The sequence below is a fragment of the Alphaproteobacteria bacterium genome (genome assembly GCA_005883305.1).
GTDB lineage: Bacteria > Pseudomonadota > Alphaproteobacteria > Sphingomonadales > Sphingomonadaceae > Allosphingosinicella.
In genome coordinates this window covers 1,725,644-1,742,472 of sequence record VBAC01000001.1, presented here as the reverse complement: position 1 = coordinate 1,742,472, position 16,829 = coordinate 1,725,644, and the positions used below count along the sequence as shown (strand labels likewise).

Annotated in this window: 22 protein-coding genes; 19 read left to right on the top strand and 3 right to left on the bottom strand. The window is 67.9% G+C overall.

Features of this window, described 5'->3' with window-relative positions; all coding sequences use genetic code 11:
• From E6G92_08790 to E6G92_08760, 7 genes are all read left to right on the top strand, one after another.
• Entirely contained in the window at window positions 1-357 is a 357-nt protein-coding gene (locus tag E6G92_08790) for a hypothetical protein (GenBank protein ID TMJ19846.1), read from the top strand.
• 54 nt (window positions 358-411) lie between these two features.
• Window positions 412-699 (top strand): hypothetical protein, encoded by a 288-nt coding sequence (locus E6G92_08785; GenBank protein TMJ19845.1) that lies wholly within the window; start codon window positions 412-414, stop codon window positions 697-699.
• A complete protein-coding gene (locus E6G92_08780; protein ID TMJ19844.1) occupies window positions 696-1,100 on the top strand; it encodes a hypothetical protein in 405 nt (134 codons plus the stop codon). Before E6G92_08785 ends, E6G92_08780 begins: the two co-directional genes overlap by 4 nt.
• A complete protein-coding gene (locus tag E6G92_08775; GenBank protein TMJ19843.1) occupies window positions 1,091-1,522 on the top strand; it encodes a hypothetical protein in 432 nt (143 codons plus the stop codon). Before E6G92_08780 ends, E6G92_08775 begins: the two co-directional genes overlap by 10 nt.
• Window positions 1,512-2,540, top strand: a complete 1,029-nt coding sequence (queA, locus tag E6G92_08770; protein TMJ19842.1) for a tRNA preQ1(34) S-adenosylmethionine ribosyltransferase-isomerase QueA — start codon at window positions 1,512-1,514, stop codon at window positions 2,538-2,540. Before E6G92_08775 ends, queA begins: the two co-directional genes overlap by 11 nt.
• 69 nt (window positions 2,541-2,609) lie before the next feature.
• Window positions 2,610-2,858, top strand: a complete 249-nt coding sequence (locus E6G92_08765) for an AbrB/MazE/SpoVT family DNA-binding domain-containing protein (protein ID TMJ19841.1) — start codon at window positions 2,610-2,612, stop codon at window positions 2,856-2,858.
• Window positions 2,851-3,237, top strand: coding sequence for a type II toxin-antitoxin system VapC family toxin (locus E6G92_08760; GenBank protein TMJ19840.1), 387 nt, complete (start codon window positions 2,851-2,853; stop codon window positions 3,235-3,237). Before E6G92_08765 ends, E6G92_08760 begins: the two co-directional genes overlap by 8 nt.
• A gap of 57 nt (window positions 3,238-3,294) precedes the next feature.
• Here E6G92_08760 and E6G92_08755 read toward each other — a convergent pair whose 3' ends face one another.
• Window positions 3,295-3,639: a hypothetical protein gene (locus E6G92_08755; GenBank protein TMJ19839.1), complete on the bottom strand. Its 345-nt coding sequence runs from the start codon at window positions 3,637-3,639 to the stop codon at window positions 3,295-3,297.
• A gap of 246 nt (window positions 3,640-3,885) precedes the next feature.
• Between E6G92_08755 and E6G92_08750 the strand changes: the two genes are divergently transcribed.
• The 8 genes from E6G92_08750 to E6G92_08715 all read left to right on the top strand — a co-directional run bounded on the left by E6G92_08750 (window position 3,886) and on the right by E6G92_08715 (window position 11,529).
• Window positions 3,886-4,173 (top strand): hypothetical protein, encoded by a 288-nt coding sequence (locus E6G92_08750; protein TMJ19838.1) that lies wholly within the window; start codon window positions 3,886-3,888, stop codon window positions 4,171-4,173.
• A 105-nt stretch (window positions 4,174-4,278) separates the two neighbouring features.
• Window positions 4,279-4,701, top strand: a complete 423-nt coding sequence (locus E6G92_08745; GenBank protein TMJ19837.1) for an aldehyde-activating protein — start codon at window positions 4,279-4,281, stop codon at window positions 4,699-4,701.
• Window positions 4,702-4,859: 158 nt separating this feature from the next.
• A complete protein-coding gene (locus E6G92_08740) occupies window positions 4,860-5,822 on the top strand; it encodes a hypothetical protein (protein ID TMJ19836.1) in 963 nt (320 codons plus the stop codon).
• Window positions 5,823-5,999: 177 nt separating this feature from the next.
• Window positions 6,000-7,145, top strand: coding sequence for an ATP-binding protein (locus E6G92_08735; protein ID TMJ20767.1), 1,146 nt, complete (start codon window positions 6,000-6,002; stop codon window positions 7,143-7,145).
• A 63-nt stretch (window positions 7,146-7,208) separates the two neighbouring features.
• Window positions 7,209-8,564, top strand: a complete 1,356-nt coding sequence (locus E6G92_08730; GenBank protein ID TMJ19835.1) for an NAD(P)/FAD-dependent oxidoreductase — start codon at window positions 7,209-7,211, stop codon at window positions 8,562-8,564.
• A gap of 223 nt (window positions 8,565-8,787) precedes the next feature.
• On the top strand, window positions 8,788-9,915 hold the full coding sequence (tgt, locus tag E6G92_08725) for a tRNA guanosine(34) transglycosylase Tgt (protein ID TMJ19834.1): 1,128 nt from the start codon (window positions 8,788-8,790) through the stop codon (window positions 9,913-9,915).
• 127 nt (window positions 9,916-10,042) lie between these two features.
• A complete protein-coding gene (locus E6G92_08720) occupies window positions 10,043-10,999 on the top strand; it encodes a hypothetical protein (protein ID TMJ19833.1) in 957 nt (318 codons plus the stop codon).
• Entirely contained in the window at window positions 10,996-11,529 is a 534-nt protein-coding gene (locus tag E6G92_08715) for a hypothetical protein (protein TMJ19832.1), read from the top strand. Before E6G92_08720 ends, E6G92_08715 begins: the two co-directional genes overlap by 4 nt.
• Before the next feature lie 231 nt (window positions 11,530-11,760).
• Here the strand turns inward: E6G92_08715 and E6G92_08710 are convergent, their stop codons facing one another.
• Window positions 11,761-13,155, bottom strand: coding sequence for a DEAD/DEAH box helicase (locus E6G92_08710; protein TMJ19831.1), 1,395 nt, complete (start codon window positions 13,153-13,155; stop codon window positions 11,761-11,763).
• A gap of 137 nt (window positions 13,156-13,292) precedes the next feature.
• Here E6G92_08710 and E6G92_08705 point away from each other — a divergent pair, with 137 nt between their 5' ends.
• Window positions 13,293-13,559 carry a hypothetical protein gene (locus E6G92_08705; protein ID TMJ19830.1) on the top strand — a complete coding sequence of 89 codons (267 nt, stop codon included), beginning with the start codon at window positions 13,293-13,295 and terminating at the stop codon, window positions 13,557-13,559.
• The gene (locus E6G92_08700) at window positions 13,556-13,948 is read left to right on the top strand and encodes a type II toxin-antitoxin system VapC family toxin (GenBank protein TMJ19829.1); all 393 of its coding nucleotides are present in this window, start codon (window positions 13,556-13,558) and stop codon (window positions 13,946-13,948) included. Before E6G92_08705 ends, E6G92_08700 begins: the two co-directional genes overlap by 4 nt.
• A 5-nt stretch (window positions 13,949-13,953) precedes the next feature.
• Here E6G92_08700 and E6G92_08695 read toward each other — a convergent pair whose 3' ends face one another.
• On the bottom strand, window positions 13,954-14,403 hold the full coding sequence (locus tag E6G92_08695; GenBank protein TMJ19828.1) for a hypothetical protein: 450 nt from the start codon (window positions 14,401-14,403) through the stop codon (window positions 13,954-13,956).
• Between the two features lie 92 nt (window positions 14,404-14,495).
• Between E6G92_08695 and E6G92_08690 the strand changes: the two genes are divergently transcribed.
• On the top strand, window positions 14,496-15,935 hold the full coding sequence (locus E6G92_08690; protein TMJ19827.1) for an FAD-binding oxidoreductase: 1,440 nt from the start codon (window positions 14,496-14,498) through the stop codon (window positions 15,933-15,935).
• Between the two features lie 64 nt (window positions 15,936-15,999).
• Window positions 16,000-16,788, top strand: coding sequence for a SapC family protein (locus tag E6G92_08685; protein ID TMJ20766.1), 789 nt, complete (start codon window positions 16,000-16,002; stop codon window positions 16,786-16,788).
• Window positions 16,789-16,829: the final 41 nt, after the last annotated feature.

Here is a 16,829-nt window from a genome sequence, read left to right as displayed (position 1 = left end):
ATGGAGCAGACGCCCCCGCAGAGCGGTGGGAGCTTAGACGCCCCTCTTTCCAAGCTAAGGCAGTGGTATGAGGATCAGTGCAATGGCGACTGGGAGCACCAGTTCGGCATAAAGATCGATACTCTGGATAATCCGGGATGGCTTCTTGAGGTCGACCTCTCCGACACCAATCTCGAAGGAATCTGCCACTCAAGGGCCGAACGGACTTCATCTGAGTCCGACTGGATAGATATTAGGGTCGACGGAACGAAATTTATCGGCACGGGAGATGTAAAAAAATTGGAGCATATAATATTCCAATTCATCTTCTTTGCCGAGAACGGTCATATAGAAGGATTTTCTGATCCAGAGGAATAATCCTTATTATAGGAATTTGAAAAGAGCTGCGAAGCGTCGTGGCGCCTGTCGCAGGTGACGAGCGCCGCGGGGGCGATCCGGCGGTTCCTCTACGATGGCGACGCTTTGGTCGCCGAATATGACGGCACGGGCGCGATGACCGCGCGCTACGTCCACTGGGACGGCGCCGACGTTCCGGTGTTCGGCTATGACGGCGCGACGCTCGCCATCCCGCTCTACTTCCACCCCGACCACCAGGGCTCGATCGTCGCCATCCCCAACGCCGCGGGCGCGATCCAGATCAACCGCTACGACGAATACGGCATCCCGGCCGCGAGCAACGACGGCCGGCGGCTGATATGAGAATCCTCCGATATGCGTTCATCCTCGCCGTCGCGGCCATTATGATCGCGATCACGCTTGGGTTTTCAGTCTTTAGGCCCGCCTTCGATGAGTCGAGGCGTGGGGATGCGTTGGGCTGTTATTACATCGACAATACCATCGTGATGGAGTTGACGCCCGATAACTTGCGATTGCCTGGCGGCGACAGCATGACCTATCATATTTGGACCGACAAGACCGGTTTCGCGGTCGCACCCCACGAGCGTCTCAGGCTGAATCGTGCGCGACATGGAGGCTGGCAGCTGACTCGCGTCCCCGGCCTTGCCGACCTGCTCCGGTTTCAGGGGCGGGCTTGGGATAGGCTCGAGATCGACACGATCGACAGGCAGATTCTAATCGCGCGCAAGCGGGCGTGCACGTAAAGAATGGCGCGACCTCCGGCGGAGCGCATCTGGCCGGCCATTACGCGTTCAACCGAAGCTACATTACCGACGGGCTCAACCGGTACAGCGACAGCGGGCCGGCCGAGCTTTCCTACGATGGCCGCGGCAATCTTTCGCAGTCGTCCGTGACGGGCCTGCCGACGTTGAATTTTACCTATACGTCGCAAAAATCGCCTGTCGGAGGGCCGTCCTCTTCCCTGATCGTCTACGATCCGTTCGGGCGCTTCCTCCAGGTCTATCATGCCGATTCGGGCGGCGCGCATTACCAGCGCTTCGATTCCCGGGGGGCGTCAAGGCGAACGGGGATTGCCTTCGCAACGACCGCGATGGCCGCTAGGGCCGTTTCCATGCGCGTCCTTCGGCAAGCCCAGGATGATCGGACACCACGCCATGCGCGTTGATCTGTTCGACTTCGACCTTCCCGCAGAGCGGATCGCGCTGAGGCCCGCCAGCCCGCGCGATTCGGCGCGGCTGCTCGCGGTGACCGGCGAAGACGTCTCCGATCGTGCCGTGACCGACCTGCCGCGGCTGCTGCGGCGCGGCGACGTGCTGGTGTTCAACGACACGCGGGTCGTTCCCGCCCAGCTCGAAGGGCGGCGGGGAGAGGCGCGGATCGGCGCCACATTGCACAAGCGCGAGGGGCCGCGAGCCTGGCGCGCCTTCGTCCGCAACGCCAAAAGGCTCCGCGACGGCGACCGGATCGATTTCGGCGCGGGGGTGGCGGCGGTTGCGGGCGAGCGGGGGGAGGACGGATCCTTCCTTCTCACCTTCGCCGGCGAAGAGCCGGTCGAGCTGCTGCTCGAGCGCGCGGGAAGGATGCCGCTGCCGCCTTACATCGCCGGCAAGCGCGAAGCGGACGAGCGGGACCGCGAGGATTACCAGACGATGTTCGCCAGGGCGGAGGGGGCAGTGGCGGCGCCGACCGCGGCGCTGCACTTCACGCCCGCGCTGATGGCCGCGCTGGCCGAGGCGGGAATCGCGCACGAGACCCTGACGCTCCACGTCGGCGCCGGCACCTTCCTCCCGGTCAAGGCCGAGGATACGGCGGACCACCGGATGCACGCCGAATGGGGCCGGATCGACGCCGCCACCGCCGAGCGGCTCAACGCCGCGCGCGCCGCGGGCGGGCGGATCGCCGCCGTCGGCACCACCTCGCTTCGGCTGCTGGAAAGCGCGGCTGACGAGGCCGGGCGGGTGCGGCCGTTCGAGGGCGACACGGCGATCTTCATCACCCCCGGCTACCGCTTCCGGGCGATCGACGGCCTGGTCACCAATTTCCATTTGCCGCGATCGACGCTGTTCATGCTCGTCTCGGCGCTGATGGGGCTGGAGACGATGCAGGCCGCCTACGCCCATGCGATTCGGGCGGGGTATCGCTTCTATTCCTACGGTGATGCGAGCCTGCTGCTGCCTACATGACAGGTCGTCCATTTGCTACAGAATTTCAGAAGTTGTATGGTATCGCGGTCTGTAGCGGGGAGCTTCGCAATGAGTGCGGAACGCGGACGACTGGTGAGCGGCGGGCGGCTTCAGATCCCGGCGCGGGTGCGGCGCGAGCTGGGCCTCAAGGACGGCGACGCGGTCATCATGGAAACGGTGAGGGGCGAGCTCAGGGTGCGCCCCTATCGCGACGTGCTGGCCGAGATAACGGCGAGCTTGCGTCAATATATTCCGGAGGGCGTATCGCTTTCCGAGGAACTGATCGCCGACCGCCGCGCGGAGGCGAAGCGTGAGTGAGCATGTGCTCGACGCGTCGGCGCTGCTGGCGGTCATGCTCGATGAACGCGGAGCGGAGAAAGTTCGGGAATTCCTGCCGAGCGCGATGATCGGGACGGTCAATCTGGCCGAAGTCGTGGCGAAGCTGCAGGAGCGCGGCGCGCCCGACGAAGATATCGACCGGAACGTCGCGAGGCTCGGTCTGCCCGTCATCCCGCTCGATGAGGCGCAGGCGATGGCGGCGGGCAAGCTGCGTGGAGCGACGAAGAGCCTCGGCCTGTCGCTTGGCGACCGGGCTTGCTTGGCGCTGGCGATGGCGCGCGGACTGCCGGCGGTGACTGCCGACCGAGGATGGTCGTCACTCGACATCGGCGCGGAGGTAATCGTCGCCGGGGACTGAAGGCAGGCGATTCCGGCGGGGTATCGCTTCCATTCCTATGGGGATGCGAGCCTGTTGCTAGCCGATTAGGCCCCCGAGCCTGTCGTGGGCCACGTCCCACTCGAACACGCCACCGGTGCGTTTCCGGACAGCATACCAGCCGATCAGGGTGCTGCCGCAGATTTCCTCCCTGCACCGACCGCGCAGCGCGAGAATGTAGTAGCCGCGCGGGCTGGCGGCTGCCCTGAGAGGCTCGCAAAACGGGATGCTGGATACAGGGCGGTGAAGACGTGCGGCCACGCGCGCCTTCGCCACCGCGCAAGCCGCTCCGCCGGTCCTGACCGGCGAGGCGTGGACCGATGGAGCGAGGGCCAGGGCCGCTCCCGCCACCAGCATTTTCGCCGCCGCTTTGAAGCCGCTCATCCTGCGATCCTAACCCACCAGCGAATGTCCGCAATGGGTGGAAACCTGACCTTGCCGCAATGCATATCACGCAATACCCTCCGCGAAATGAAAGCACATCGCCTCTCGACAATGGCTATTGCGGGGTGCTTGGTTATGGCCTGTAGTTATCATTCCGAAACTCTCCCGCGCTGCTTCTCGGACAATATCGAGCCAAGTTTGCGCGCTGTGAAACAGGTTACAGACAGCGGAGCCTATCGGAGCGGGATGGTCGAGCTAAAGCACACGTTTTGCAGCACCCATGATGACCGGCTTGCCATAGCCGAAAGACTTCTGACAGCGCGCGGCTTCTCATTCGAGCGCCACATCGCAGAGTTGGGGAACTGCACCGACGTAACGGTGACGTCGGCCCTGACGGCGCAGGCCCTTCGAACACAGGTGACTACCTTCTGTGGAGTAGCGGCTGCTGCGGGCGTCGCTTACTCGCATTGGAGCGGCGGCATCGGAGACCGCTTCCTTTTCGTGTCGGGCAACTACGTCTCGTTCTCGGGGTGAGGCCAACTGCCCAGCCCGAGATAGATGCGGCTGGCGAACGTCCGCGATGGGTCGAAAGCGGAAATGGCGGCTGACGGGCGAGCGGCCTCGCGATATCATGCCCTTATGCTCGATCTCTCCTGCCACTGCGGCCTCGTTCGCCTGACCATCGAACGGCGGCCCGATTATATCCACGAATGCAACTGCACCCTGTGCCGCAAGACGGGCGCGCTGTGGGGCTATTTCCCGTCGGCGATGGTCGGCGTCCAGGGGGCGACCAGCACCTATCGCCGGGCCGACAAGGCCGATCCCGGCGCGGAAATCCATTTTTGCGGGAGATGCGGGGTGACGACGCACTTCACCTTGACCGCGGAGATCGTCGCGCGGTTCGGGCAGGACCTGACCGGCGTGAACATGCGGCTGGCGGACGAGCGCGACCTCGCGGGCATCGAGCTTCGCTATCCCGACGGATCTGCGTGGTCGGGCGCGGGCGCGTTCGGCTATGTGCGCGAGGCGCGGATCATTGGCGAAGGAACGACTTCGGGCTGACGGCTGGGAACCTCCGCAAGGTGACGCTTTGGAGCTGGGACCCGCTTTGCGCGGACGAGGATCTATAAATATCCAATCCTATTTGGTTCACCCTCTTGACTTGCAGGAAATGATCTGGCTTTGTTCCCCATGGGCGAATCGGGGAACGGGTGCGGAACGTGGGCGGAAAGAAGGAAGGCGGGCGGGAGCGGCACGGGAAGCTGAGCGCGGAGGAGCGGGCGCTGTTCCTCAAGGTGCTGCGCGAAACGGGGAATCGGCGCGCGGCGGCCGAGGCGATCGGGGTGGAGGCGCGGCTGATGGACCAAAGACGCCGGCACGATCCCGCTCTGGACCGCGACTGGGAGGATGCGGCGCTGGCGGCGCATTTGCGGCTTTCGAAGGCAAAGGGTCCGTTCGCGGGCGGATCGGGGACGATCCGGCGCGGCAAGAGGGGGCGGCTGCAGCTGGTCGACGCCGGCGAGAAAAGATGGAGCGCCGAGGTGGAGGAGCGCTTCTTCGAGGCGCTTCGGGCGTGCGGCAATGTGCGCTCGGCTGCGCGCTCGGTCGGGTTCACCGAGAGCGCGGTCTGGACCCGGCGGCGGCAATGGCCGGCCTTCGCGGCGGCGATGGAGGCGATGCTGGAGGAGGCCGAGCTGGCGCTGGAGTTTCGCATTGCGAGCATGGGCAATGTCGTCGATTCCGCGTCCGTCATTGCGAGTGGAGCGAAGCGATCCAGTTCCGAGCCAGTGGATTGCCGCGTCGCCGGCGCTCCTCGCAATGACGGGGAGGTAGAGGAGGGCGCCTTCGGCGCACCCACCCCCAACCCCTCCCTTGAAAGGGAGGGGGGAGAAGGGCCGCTGCCGTTCGACATGGATGGGGCGATGCGGTTCCTGAAGTGGCGCGAGGAAAAGAGGCGGGGGCGCGGAAGGCGGGCGCCGGCGGCGGCGCCGCCTTCGATCGAGGCGGTGACCGAGATGATCGTTCGGCGGGTCGAGGCGATCAAGCGGCATCGGGCGCGGGAGTCGGAGCAAATCCCTCCCCCCGAGGGGGAGGGTAGGGTGGGGGTTTACGGAGTTTGTGACTCCACCTCGGACGCCGGAACCCCTCACCCCAACCCTCTCCCCAGGGGAGAGGGGGCATAAGTGGAGGCTCCCGTCGGCAAGCACGCCGTGTCCGCGCTGGAGGGATTGCCGGCCCCGGACAGGCGCATCGCGCTGGAGTCGCTGCCGGAGGCGGCGCGGCGGGTGCTGGCGGCGGACTGGCCGAGCTGGGCCCATCCGGGGCAGGCGCCCCCCGACGACGAGTGGCGCGTGTGGGTGATGCTCGCCGGGCGAGGGTTCGGCAAGACGCGGGCCGGGGCGGAGTGGGTTTCCGCGTTCGCGCGGGCCCATCCGGAGGCGGCGATCGCCCTCGTCGGCGCGACTCCGGACGAGGCGCGCGCGGTGATGGTCGAGGGGCGATCGGGGCTGCTGGCGCTGGCCCGGGCCGAGGAGCGCGGCGCGATGCGCTGGGAGCCGAGCCGGCGGCGGCTCACTTTCGCGAGCGGGGCCGTGGCCTTCCTCTATTCGGCGGCCAATCCGGAGAGCCTGCGGGGCCCCGAGCACCATCTCGCCTGGTGCGACGAGCTCGCCAAATGGCGGCGCGGGCAGGCGGCGTGGGACAATTTGCGGCTCGGCCTGAGGCTCGGGGAGAGGCCGCGGGCGCTGGTGACGACAACGCCGCGGGTGGTGCCGGTGCTCAAACGCATCCTCGCCCTCGACGGGACGGTGCTGACCGGCGGGGGGACCCGGGCCAACCCCCATCTGCCGGAGGATTTCATCCACGCAGTCGAGGCGGCGCACGGGGGGACGCGGTTCGGGCGGCAGGAGCTGGAGGGGGCGCTGCTCGAGGATGTCGAGGGGGCGCTGTGGCCGCGGGAAATGATGGAGAGGTGCAAGGTTCAGGTGGGGACAGTTGCCGGCAACTGTCCCCGGGTGATGGTCGGCGTCGATCCGCCGGCTTCCGAATCCGGCACCTGCGGGATCGTAGTCTGCGGGATGGACCGGGACGGGATCGCTTACGTGCTGGCGGATTGTTCGGCGGGTGGGCTTTCGCCGGAGGGGTGGGCGCGCAAGGTCGCCCAGGCGGCCGAGGCGTGGGGCGCACACCGCGTGGTGGCGGAGCGCAACAATGGCGGGGAGATGGTGGCGTCCGTCCTGCGCGGGGCCGATGCGGGGCTGCCGGTGATCCTGGTCCATGCCGCCGACGGCAAGGCGGCGCGGGCGGAGCCGGTCGCGGTGCTGTTCGAGGCGGGGAAGGCGAAGTTCGCGGGGGCCTTTCCGGCGCTGGAGGACGAGCTGGCCGGATTTACGCCGGCGGGATGGCGGGGCGCGGGTGCGAGCCCGGACCGGGCCGACGCGATGATCTGGGCGATGACGGAGCTCGCGGTGAAGCCGCGCCGGGAGCCGCGGATCCGGGTGCTTTAAGGGCGGCTTTCCGGGGTCCGCCCCGATGCACAGGCGCGATCGACCCGGCGCATTTGGGCGGCGATGGACGTGCTGGTCATCGGCGCCGGGCCGGCCGGCGTGTTCGCGGCGCTTCGGGCGGCGGACCTCGGCGCGCGCACGACTTTGGTCACCAGCGGCGCGTTCGGGGGCATGGCGGCGAACGACGGGCCGGTGCCGGTGCGCACCCTGGCCCACGCCGCGCGGCTGATGCGCGAGGCGGGGCAGCTGGCCGATTACGGGATCAGGGTGGGCGAGCCGCGGCTCGACTATCCGGCGCTGCTGGCGCGGGTTCGCGAGGTGGTCGGCGCAGTGCGCGAGAGCTCGGCGATGCGGCGTCAGCTCGAGGCGGCCGGGGTGCGGATCGTCGAGCAGGCCGGGGCGGCGCGCTTCCTCGACGATTCCACGGTCGAAACGGCCGAGGGGATGCGCTTCGCGGGCGAACGGATCATCCTGTGCACGGGGGGAACCAGCCGGCAGCTGCCGATCCCGGGCTTCCAATATCTCGCGACTCACAGCGATGCGTGGGGGCTCCAGGCGGTGCCGGAGACGATGATCGTCCTCGGCGCCGGGGCGACGGGGCTTCAGGTCGCCTCGATCTTCGCCGCGTTCGGGACGAAGGTGAGCCTCTTCGAGACGGGGCCGCGGATCATTCCGGGCGAGGACGAGGACGTTTCGTCCGCGGTGGCGGAGGGGTTCCGCGCGCGGGGGATCGAGGTGCGCGAGGGGATCGGAGCGGTCGACGCGTTCGAGCCCACCTATGACGGCATTCGCATGATCCATGGCGGCGAAAGCGTAGAGGCGGCGCTGGCGGTCTCGGCGGTCGGCTGGGCGGCGGACGCCGAGGCGCTGAATCTGGGCGCGGCGGGCGTCACGACCAACGCGCGCGGCTTCATCGCCGTCGACGGCGAAGGGCGCACCGCGGCGCGCAACGTCTTCGCCGCCGGCGACGTGACCGGCGGCTTCATGCTCGCGCCGCAGGCGATGCAGGACGGCTTCGTCGCCGCCACCGCGGCGATGGGCGGCGAGACTCGGGTCACCGCCTGCCGGCTGGTTCCGGTCGGCAGCTTCACCGACCCCGAATATGCCCGTGTCGGGATGACCGAGAAGGAAGCGGGGAGCGGGGCGCTCGTCACGCGCGCGGTCTTCGCCGAAGCGACCAGGCCGATCATCGACGGCCGCACCGCCGGCTTCGCCAAGCTGATCGTCGATCCCGGGACTCGCGCGATGCTGGGCTGCGCGGTCGTCGGCGAGCGGGCGGTGGACATCGTCCAGGTCGCTGCGGTGGCGATGGCCGCCGAGATGCGAGTAGACGCTCTGGCGCACTTCCCCTTGTCCTTCCCGACCTATGCCGGGGTGCTGTCGCAGCTCGCCGCGAAGTCCGCCTACGCCTTGCGCTGAACGGCGGAGCGGCCCTGGCCCAAAATCCGCCCGCCGCTTCGGGGCACCCCACAAAGTAATACTTTGTGGGGACCCCTTCGCGGTCGCCCGGAGAAGGCCGCCGGCGGCGTCGGACGGCTGGTCCGGGCAACCAGCCCGGCCTGCACCGCCCTCCTTGCCGGCGGCCTTCTCCGGGCGATCACGACCATTGCGGGGGCCGAGTTCGGACCCTAAGCCGCCGGGCGTGAGCCGCTTCTCGTTCTCCATCGCCGCCACCGACGGCAAGGCGCGCACCGGCACCATCATTATGCGCCGCGGCGAGATCAGAACGCCGGCATTCATGCCGGTGGGCACGGCGGCGACGGTCAAGGCGATGAAGCCGGCGGAGGTGCGCGCCTCGGGCGCCGACATCATCCTCGGCAACACCTATCACCTGATGCTTCGCCCCGGCGCGGAGCGGATCGCCCGGCTCGGCGGCTTGCACCGATTCATGGGCTGGGACCGGCCGATCCTGACCGATTCGGGCGGCTATCAGGTGATGAGCCTGTCGGAGCTGACGAAGGTGAGCGAGGAGGGGGTGGCGTTCGCCAGCCATCTCGACGGCTCGCGGCACATGCTGAGCCCCGAGCGCTCGATGGAGATCCAGACCCTGCTCGGCTCGGACATCGTCATGGCCTTCGACCAGCTGGTGAAGACGACCGACACGGCTGAGGCGCAGGCCGCGGCGATGGAGCGCTCGATGCGCTGGGCGCGGCGCTCGCGCGAGGCCTTCGACGGGCTCGGCAACGAGGGCGCGCTGTTCGGAATCCAGCAGGGCGGGCTCGACGAGGGGCTGCGCGCCGCCTCCGCGGACGCGCTGCGGGAGATCGGGTTCGACGGCTATGCGGTCGGCGGGCTGGCGGTGGGCGAGGGGCAGGAGGCGATGTTCGCCTGCCTCGATTTCGCGCCCGGGCAGCTTCCGCAAGACTCGCCGCGCTACCTGATGGGCGTGGGCAAGCCGGACGACATCGTCGGCGCCGTGGAGCGCGGGATCGACATGTTCGATTGCGTGCTCCCCACGCGCTCGGGGCGGACGGGGCAGGCCTTCACCCGGGACGGCCCGATCAACATCCGCAACGCGAAGTTCGCCGACGATTCGGAGCCGCTCGACCCCGAGTCGCCGACGGCGCAGTGGTCGAAGGCCTATCTCCACCACCTCGTCCGATCGGGCGAGATATTGGGGGCGATGCTGATGACCGAGCACAATCTGTGGTTCTACCAGCGGCTGATGCGGGAGTTGCGCGAAGCGATCGCCGAGGGGCGGCTGGCGGTTTGCGCCGATGCCTTCCGCGCGCGCTATTGCCGCTCGGCCGTTCAAATCGAGGGTCGATAAATTTCCTGCCGCTCGACCGGACCGGCTTGTTCGAATCGACGCTGGACCGACCTTCAATAGTATGAAAGGTTCGCTGATCTTTTTCTGATCGGGGGGCGCGGCAATGCGGATCGGAAGCAGGCGGAAAATGCTCCTGGTTCTGGCGACGGCGGGACTGACGACCGCCGCCTGCACCACGCTTCCCGACACGAGCGGTTACACCGCCGCCAGCCTCGCGCTGAGGCCCGCCGCCGCGGCGGCCGGCACCGCGCTCGGCTCCGAGCTCGTCCGGATGACGGAGCTGCTCCCGGCCGACAGCCGCGCGGAGGCCACCGGAATCGGCAATAGTTTCAACGATGCCTGGGCGACCACCGTCGTCTCGCTCGGCGCGCTCGGGCGCTACGCCGAATCGATCGAGGCGGTGACCAAGGCCGGCAACAGCGGCGCCGCGGCGGCCAACGGCGTGGCGGAAAGCGTCGGGGGGCTCGCCAGCGCGCTCGGAATCGTGCCCGGCGCGGCCCTTCTCGGGGTCGCCACCGACACATTCGCCCTCCTCAACACCCAGATCGCCAACATCCGCGCGACGCGCTCTTTGGAGCGCTCGCTCGAGGCTTCCGAGCCGCTCATCCGGGACATGTCGAACGTCATCGGCGGCCAGGTCACCCGTGCCAGGACGCTGTTCCAGCAGGCGATCGAGATGGAAGGACGCGCGCTCGATCACGACATCGACGACACGGCCCAGCTCGACGCCAGGCTCGAAGCCATGGAACGCGAGGAGGGGTTTCACCTCGCGGCCCTCGCCGAGCAGCCCGCCCGCGATGCCGAGCGGAGCGTTTCGGAGGCCAATTTGAAGCGCATCCGCGACGGCCGCGCGGCGATCGCCCCGCGCGTAACCGCCTACCGCAGCGCCCGAGCGGCGCTCGCCGCGAGGGCCCAGACCGGCAACGACCTGTTCGCCGCGACCGAACATGCGCTCGAAACCTGGCGTGAAAGCCATGCGAAGATGGTGCGGGCGATCCGCGAGCGCCGCCCGGTGAGCTTTGAATCGCTGACCGCGGCGGCGGAGGAAATCCGCGAACTGAGCAGGAGGTGGCGCGCACTATGACCGCAATCATCGGACCGGCCGCGGCCAAATCGGCGTTGACGGCCTTGCTGGCGCAAATCGAGGCGGCACTGAACGCGGCGGGCCCGGCCGCCTACGGCGCCGCGGTCGACAAGGCGCAGCAGGATCTCGAGACATTCTTCAAAAGCACGAGCGCGGCGGATATTACCGATCAGACCGAGGTCGCCGCAGTGCGCGCGATCGACGATCTGGCCTACAACATGCTCGTCAAGCTCAGCCTCGGCGAGATGCAGGCCAATATCCAGATTCTCCTGGCGGGCGCCGACAAGCTCAAGACGCTTGCGGGCCAGCTCGACGCGCAGACGAACACCAACGTCGCTTCGGCCGGGTCGATCGGCCTCAAGGGGGTCAAGGACGCGGTCGACCAAATGACCGCGATCGTCGATCAGGTGAAGGCGCTGAGGGCCGGTCTCAAGGCCGACAATCCGGACGAAAAGGCGATCGCGGACGAGATCGGGAAGCTGGCCGATCAGTTCAAGACGCTGAAGGACAAGGTCGACAAGATCCCCTAGGGTCCGTACTCAATTGGCTTGCCTGGATTGGCGAGCAATTTCAGAGTCATCCCGGCGAAGGCCGGGACCCATGAACGCGGCGTTCGGTGGAAAGACGTAGGTCTGCGCTTCTTCTGGGCCCAAAGTGTCCATAGGTCCCGGCCTTCGCCGGGATGACTCCTTTGAATTCCCATTCAAGGGTGAACCTCCAATTGAGTCCGACCCTAGCGCGCCGCCTTCCGAGGAGGATCTTCAGCCGCCGAAGCCCTTGCCGAGGAAGCTCGGGACCGGACCGTTCCAGCCGTCGTCGGCCGGCTCGAGGTCCGGCGCGCGCTCCTGGCGGGGGCGCGGCGCGCGTTCGCGGCGCTCCGGCTTTTCCGCACGCGGTCCGGGCTTCTCCGCACGCGCTTCGGGCTTTTCGGCCCTGGGCTCGGCCGCCGGCTTCGCGTCCGGCTTGTCCGAGCGGCGCGGGCGGCGCTCGCGGGGCTTTTCCTCGCGCGCTTCGGGCGCTTCCTCGCGCTCCGGCGCCTTCTTGCCGCCCTCCATCTCCGCGATCTTCGTGCCGGTCAGCTTCTGGATGTTGTCGATCGATTCCGCGTCCTCCTTCGTGACGAGGCTGATCGCGGTGCCGGTCTTGCCGGCGCGGCCGGTGCGGCCGATGCGGTGGACGTAATCGTCCGGATGCCAGGGCACGTCGTAGTTGAAGACGTGGCTGACGCCCTTGATGTCGAGGCCGCGGGCGGCGACGTCGGAGGCGACCAGGATGTTGATCTCGTCGGCCTTGAACCGGTCGAGCTCGCGGATGCGGTCCGACTGGTCCATGTCGCCCTGGATCTGGCCGACGTTGAGGCCCGAGCGCTTCAGCGACTGGGCGAGCTCGCGCACCGTCGTCTTGCGGTTGCAGAAGACGATCGCGTTGCGCACCTGCCCGCTGAGCAGGAGGTCGGTCAGCGCCTGCTTCTTGCCGCGCGATTCGACGCGCAGGATGCGCTGGTCGATCAGCAGGTTGGTCTGCGCGGGCCGCGCGACCTCGATCGACTTGGGATCGGTGAGGAAGCGATCGGCCAGCTTCTTGATCGGCGGCGGCATCGTCGCGCTGAACAGCAAGGTCTGCCGGGTCTTGGGCAGCTTGGTGCAGATTTCCTCGATGTCGGGGATGAAGCCCATGTCGAGCATGCGGTCCGCCTCGTCGATGACCAGCAGGCTGCAGCCGTTGAGCATGATCTTGCCGCGGCCGAACAGATCCATGAGGCGGCCCGGCGTGGCGATCAGCACGTCGACGCCCTTTTCGAGCGCCTTCACCTGGTCGCCCATCTGCACGCCGCCGATGAGCAGGGCCATGGAGAGCTTGTGGTGACGCCCATATTTCTCGAAATTCTCGGCGACCTGGGCGGCGAGCTCGCGGGTCGGCTCGAGGATCAGCGAGCGCGGCATCCGGGCGCGGGCGCGACCTTGCGCCAGGATGTCGATCATCGGCAGGACGAAGCCGGCGGTCTTGCCGGTGCCGGTTTGGGCGATGCCGATAATGTCCCGCCCCATGAGGACCGGGGGGATCGCCTGGCGCTGGATCGGAGTCGGGTCGTCGTAACCCGCCTCGTTCACCGCGCGGAGCAATTCGTCTGACAGGCCGAGATCGGCAAAGCTCATCTAAAATCCGGGATTTGGGGCGCTCCTGTTCGAGGCGGCGCTTGCGTCCGCCCGATTGTGCGAAGCGGCCTTCATTGTCAAGCGAAGGTGGGCCCGCGGTCTTGTCGCCACGCTCGCCGAGGCGTATCTTTCCGCAAATGAACGCACGCGCCAAGGTCCTGCCGAGCGGGGATGTCGCCATCCCCAAGGATGTGCGCGACCGGCTGGCGTGGGAACCTGGGACACCGTTGGAGCTGGTGGAGATGGTGGACGGCATCAGCCTCAGACGCCCGACCGGAACCTCGCCGTTCCCACCGATGACGCTGGCTGATCTCGACGCGCTGCCCCGCTACAAAGGCGAACGGCAGCCGATCGAAGCGATCAGTCGGCTGTCCGATCAGGACATCCTGCGCCTCCTCAAATGAAGGCGCTCGACACCAACTTGCTAGTCCGCGTGGTGGCCGGCGACGATGAGGCGCAACGCGTTGCCGCGAGGGCGATCATGGCCGCCGGGGACGTACTCCTCCTCCCAACCGTGCTGATGGAGGCGGAATGGGTGCTGCGCTCCCGTTACGGACTGGGCCGCGTGGACATTGCAAAGGGTTTGCACACCTTGTGCGCGCTCGAGGGGGTTACCGTTGCGTCAGCCGAGGCGGTGGCAAAAGCACTCGGGTCCTATGTGGTGCAGGGAGATTTCGCAGATCTGCTCCACTTTGCTCTCGCCGCGGAACAGGGCGCCACCGCTTTTGCCACCTTCGACCGCAATTTCACCCGGCCGGCGGGCGAGAGCCTCAAGGTGGAAATCATCAAATAGGGAGCTCAGCGCGGCGCGGCGGCCGTAAGCGTGCGGAACCGTTCGATCTGGCATTCGCCGCCGGCGCGCGAGCGGATCGAATCGCGGTCGGCGCAGATCTGGCCGTCGGCGGACATCGGCACGTAGAAGCCGCTGTAGAAATCGAGCGCCGGGCAGCGCCCCTCCAGGCGAGCGCGGATTCGGGTTCGGTCGCGGAAGACGAGGTCGACGCTGTTCTGGCTGAGCCGGGCGGCGCCGAGGATCTGGCGGGCGGAAATGCAGCGCGGGCCGCGATGCTCCTCCCAGCGGACCGTCGGCGACACCCCGGCGCCGACCGGCGCGGCGCCGGGCGCGACGCGGATGATGATCTGCTGGTGGTAGGTGATCGTGCCCCGCCCGCCTGCCGGTTGTCCCTGCTGTTCGGCGCCGTCGCCGAAGGCAAACAGCAGCAGCGCCGCGAAGCCGGCGAGGATCACGTCCAAATCTCCATAGCCGCCCGGAATTCACGGGCGCGCTTGAACATGCGATTAATTTGCCCCTCCCCCCGGCTCGCTTTATCGTTTCGGCGATGGCTTATCCTTCCGAAGACCTGCTGGGCAAGCTGGGCGAGCGTCTCGGCCCCAAGGGCTTCACTCGCGACCCCGAGGCGATGGCCCCTTCGCTCCGCGACTGGCGGGGGCGCTATCACGGCGCGGCGGCGGCGATGCTGAGCCCGGCGACTCGCGAGGAGGTGGCGGCGATCGTCGCCTTGTGCGCCGCCGCCGGCGTGCCGCTCGTGCCGCAGGGCGGCAACACATCGATGGTCGGCGGAGCGACTCCCGATTCGAGCGGCGAGGCATTGCTGCTTTCGCTGAGGCGGATGGACTCGATCCGCGGCATAGATCCACAAGCCGGGATCGCCGTCTGCGAGGCCGGCGTGATCCTCGCCAATCTGCACGAAGCGGCGAACCAAGCGGGCCTGCGCTTTCCGCTCAGCCTCGGCGCCAAGGGCTCGGCGACGGTCGGCGGGCTGGTCTCGACCAATGCGGGCGGCACGCAGGTGCTTCGCTTCGGCACGATGCGCTCGCTGGTGCTGGGGATCGAGGCGGTGCTGCCCGACGGAAGCCTCTACGAAGGCCTGACAGCGCTCAAGAAGGACAATCGCGGCTACGACCTCAAGCAGCTGCTGATCGGCGCGGAAGGCACGCTAGGCGTGGTGACCGCCGCTACCCTGAAGCTGGTGCCGGCGGCCGGGGCGAGGGCGGTGGCCTGGGTGGGGGTCGCTTCGCCGGCGGAGGCCCAGGCGCTGCTGCGCAAGCTCGAAGGCACGCCGGGCGACGCGGTCGAGAGCTTCGAGATCGTGCCGGCGAACGTTCTGGAGCTCGTCCTCGCCCACATTCCGGGGACCAGAGCGCCGCTCGCCCGTCCGGCGCCGTGGAACGTGCTGGTCGAAGCCGTCTCGCCCGTCGGGGCGCCCGAACCCGACTTGGCCGAGGCGCTGACTGGAGCCTCGGTCCTCGACGCCGCAATCGCCGCGAGCGAGGCGCAGGCGGAGGCCTTCTGGCGGCTGCGCGACAGCATCGCCGAGGCGGAAAGGCAGGCCGGGCCGGCGGCGAAGCACGACATTTCCGTGCCGGTGGGGACGATGGGCGCGTTCATGACCGAGGCCGCGGCAGCGGTCGAGGAGCGCTTTCCCGGCACGCGGGTGATCGCCTTCGGCCATCTCGGCGACGGCAACGTCCATTTCAACGTCCAGGCTCCCCCCGGCGCCCCCGGGGCGTGGCTGGAAACGACGGGGGCCGAGGTCACGCGCCTGGTCCACGACCTCGTCACCGCCGCGGGCGGCTCGATCTCCGCGGAGCACGGCATCGGCCAGGCCAGGGTAAGCGAGCTCCAGCGCCTCGCCGACCCCGCCCGGCTGGGCGCGCTTCGGGCGATCAAGCGCGCGCTCGATCCCAGGGGCATCATGAACCCGGGCAAGCTGGTGCCGATTCAGGATATTCTTGCGCCGGAGCCGCTTCCCTCATAGAGGGTGGCGCAGAATTTCCGCGGCCCTGTGCGGCCGCTTTCCGAAACCCATGGAGACTGAAATCATGGCGACCCAGCCGCCTTCCGGCCTGCCGCTCTTCTACAACAACCTTCAGCCGATCTCGCCGAGCATGCACGGCAAGCTCCACACCAAGCCGAGCGACCGCGCGCCCTATTTCGCCGAAGCCAACGCGATCCCGCTGACGATCGACGAGTTCATCACCGCCCAGCGCCACTTCCCGATCGTCTTCTCGAGCGGGGACGTGCCGGTGCCGCTGGGCCTGATGGGGCTGAACGACGGCGTCAACGTGTTCGTCGACGGGGAGGGCAAGGCCTATAATCCGTTCTACGTGCCCGCTTATGTCCGCCGCTATCCCTATCTCCTCGCCAAGCTCAACCAGGAGAGCGAGGAATTGTCGCTCTGCTTCGATCCCGACAGCGGCCTGACCGCGGAGGACGGCGAGGGCCCGGCCCTGTTCGACGGCGACAAGCCGAGCGAGACGCTGACCCAGATCCTGAAGTTCTGCGAGGATTTCGAGATCGCCGCCCAGCGCACCCAGGCGTTCGTCAAGGAGCTCGAGGAGATGGACCTGCTGATCGACGGCGAGGTCACCATCCAGCCCGAGGGCGCCGCCCAGCCCTTCCTCTACCGCGGCTTCCGCATGGTCGACGAGAACAAGCTTCGCGAGATGAACGGCGACCAGCTGAGGAAGATCAACCAGAACGGGATCCTCGCCCTGATCATGGCCCATTTGTTCAGCCTCGCCGCGATCCGCGAGCTCTTCGCCCGCCAGGCGCAGCAGGGCAAGGTGCCCGAGCAGCTCCAGGGAATGGTGCCGGAGACGGCGGCCTAAAGGCGCTTACGAGGCCTCTCGAATAAGGGAAGGGCCGGGGC

What these genes read in the sequence shown, in the direction of transcription:
- E6G92_08690 (TMJ19827.1), top strand. Translation starts at nt 14,496, where the DNA reads ATGGCTTATCCTTCCGAAGACCTGCTGGGCAAGCTGGGCGAGCGTCTC.
- E6G92_08790 (TMJ19846.1), top strand. Translation starts at nt 1, where the DNA reads ATGGAGCAGACGCCCCCGCAGAGCGGTGGGAGCTTAGACGCCCCTCTT.
- E6G92_08715 (TMJ19832.1), top strand. Translation starts at nt 10,996, where the DNA reads ATGACCGCAATCATCGGACCGGCCGCGGCCAAATCGGCGTTGACGGCC.
- E6G92_08720 (TMJ19833.1), top strand. Translation starts at nt 10,043, where the DNA reads ATGCTCCTGGTTCTGGCGACGGCGGGACTGACGACCGCCGCCTGCACC.
- E6G92_08745 (TMJ19837.1), top strand. Translation starts at nt 4,279, where the DNA reads ATGCTCGATCTCTCCTGCCACTGCGGCCTCGTTCGCCTGACCATCGAA.
- E6G92_08780 (TMJ19844.1), top strand. Translation starts at nt 696, where the DNA reads ATGAGAATCCTCCGATATGCGTTCATCCTCGCCGTCGCGGCCATTATG.
- E6G92_08710 (TMJ19831.1), bottom strand. Translation starts at nt 13,155, where the DNA reads ATGAGCTTTGCCGATCTCGGCCTGTCAGACGAATTGCTCCGCGCGGTG.
- E6G92_08755 (TMJ19839.1), bottom strand. Translation starts at nt 3,639, where the DNA reads ATGAGCGGCTTCAAAGCGGCGGCGAAAATGCTGGTGGCGGGAGCGGCC.
- E6G92_08735 (TMJ20767.1), top strand. Translation starts at nt 6,000, where the DNA reads ATGCTCGCCGGGCGAGGGTTCGGCAAGACGCGGGCCGGGGCGGAGTGG.
- E6G92_08750 (TMJ19838.1), top strand. Translation starts at nt 3,886, where the DNA reads ATGGTCGAGCTAAAGCACACGTTTTGCAGCACCCATGATGACCGGCTT.
- E6G92_08685 (TMJ20766.1), top strand. Translation starts at nt 16,000, where the DNA reads ATGGCGACCCAGCCGCCTTCCGGCCTGCCGCTCTTCTACAACAACCTT.
- E6G92_08705 (TMJ19830.1), top strand. Translation starts at nt 13,293, where the DNA reads ATGAACGCACGCGCCAAGGTCCTGCCGAGCGGGGATGTCGCCATCCCC.
- E6G92_08700 (TMJ19829.1), top strand. Translation starts at nt 13,556, where the DNA reads ATGAAGGCGCTCGACACCAACTTGCTAGTCCGCGTGGTGGCCGGCGAC.
- E6G92_08730 (TMJ19835.1), top strand. Translation starts at nt 7,209, where the DNA reads ATGGACGTGCTGGTCATCGGCGCCGGGCCGGCCGGCGTGTTCGCGGCG.
- E6G92_08765 (TMJ19841.1), top strand. Translation starts at nt 2,610, where the DNA reads ATGAGTGCGGAACGCGGACGACTGGTGAGCGGCGGGCGGCTTCAGATC.
- queA (TMJ19842.1), top strand. Translation starts at nt 1,512, where the DNA reads ATGCGCGTTGATCTGTTCGACTTCGACCTTCCCGCAGAGCGGATCGCG.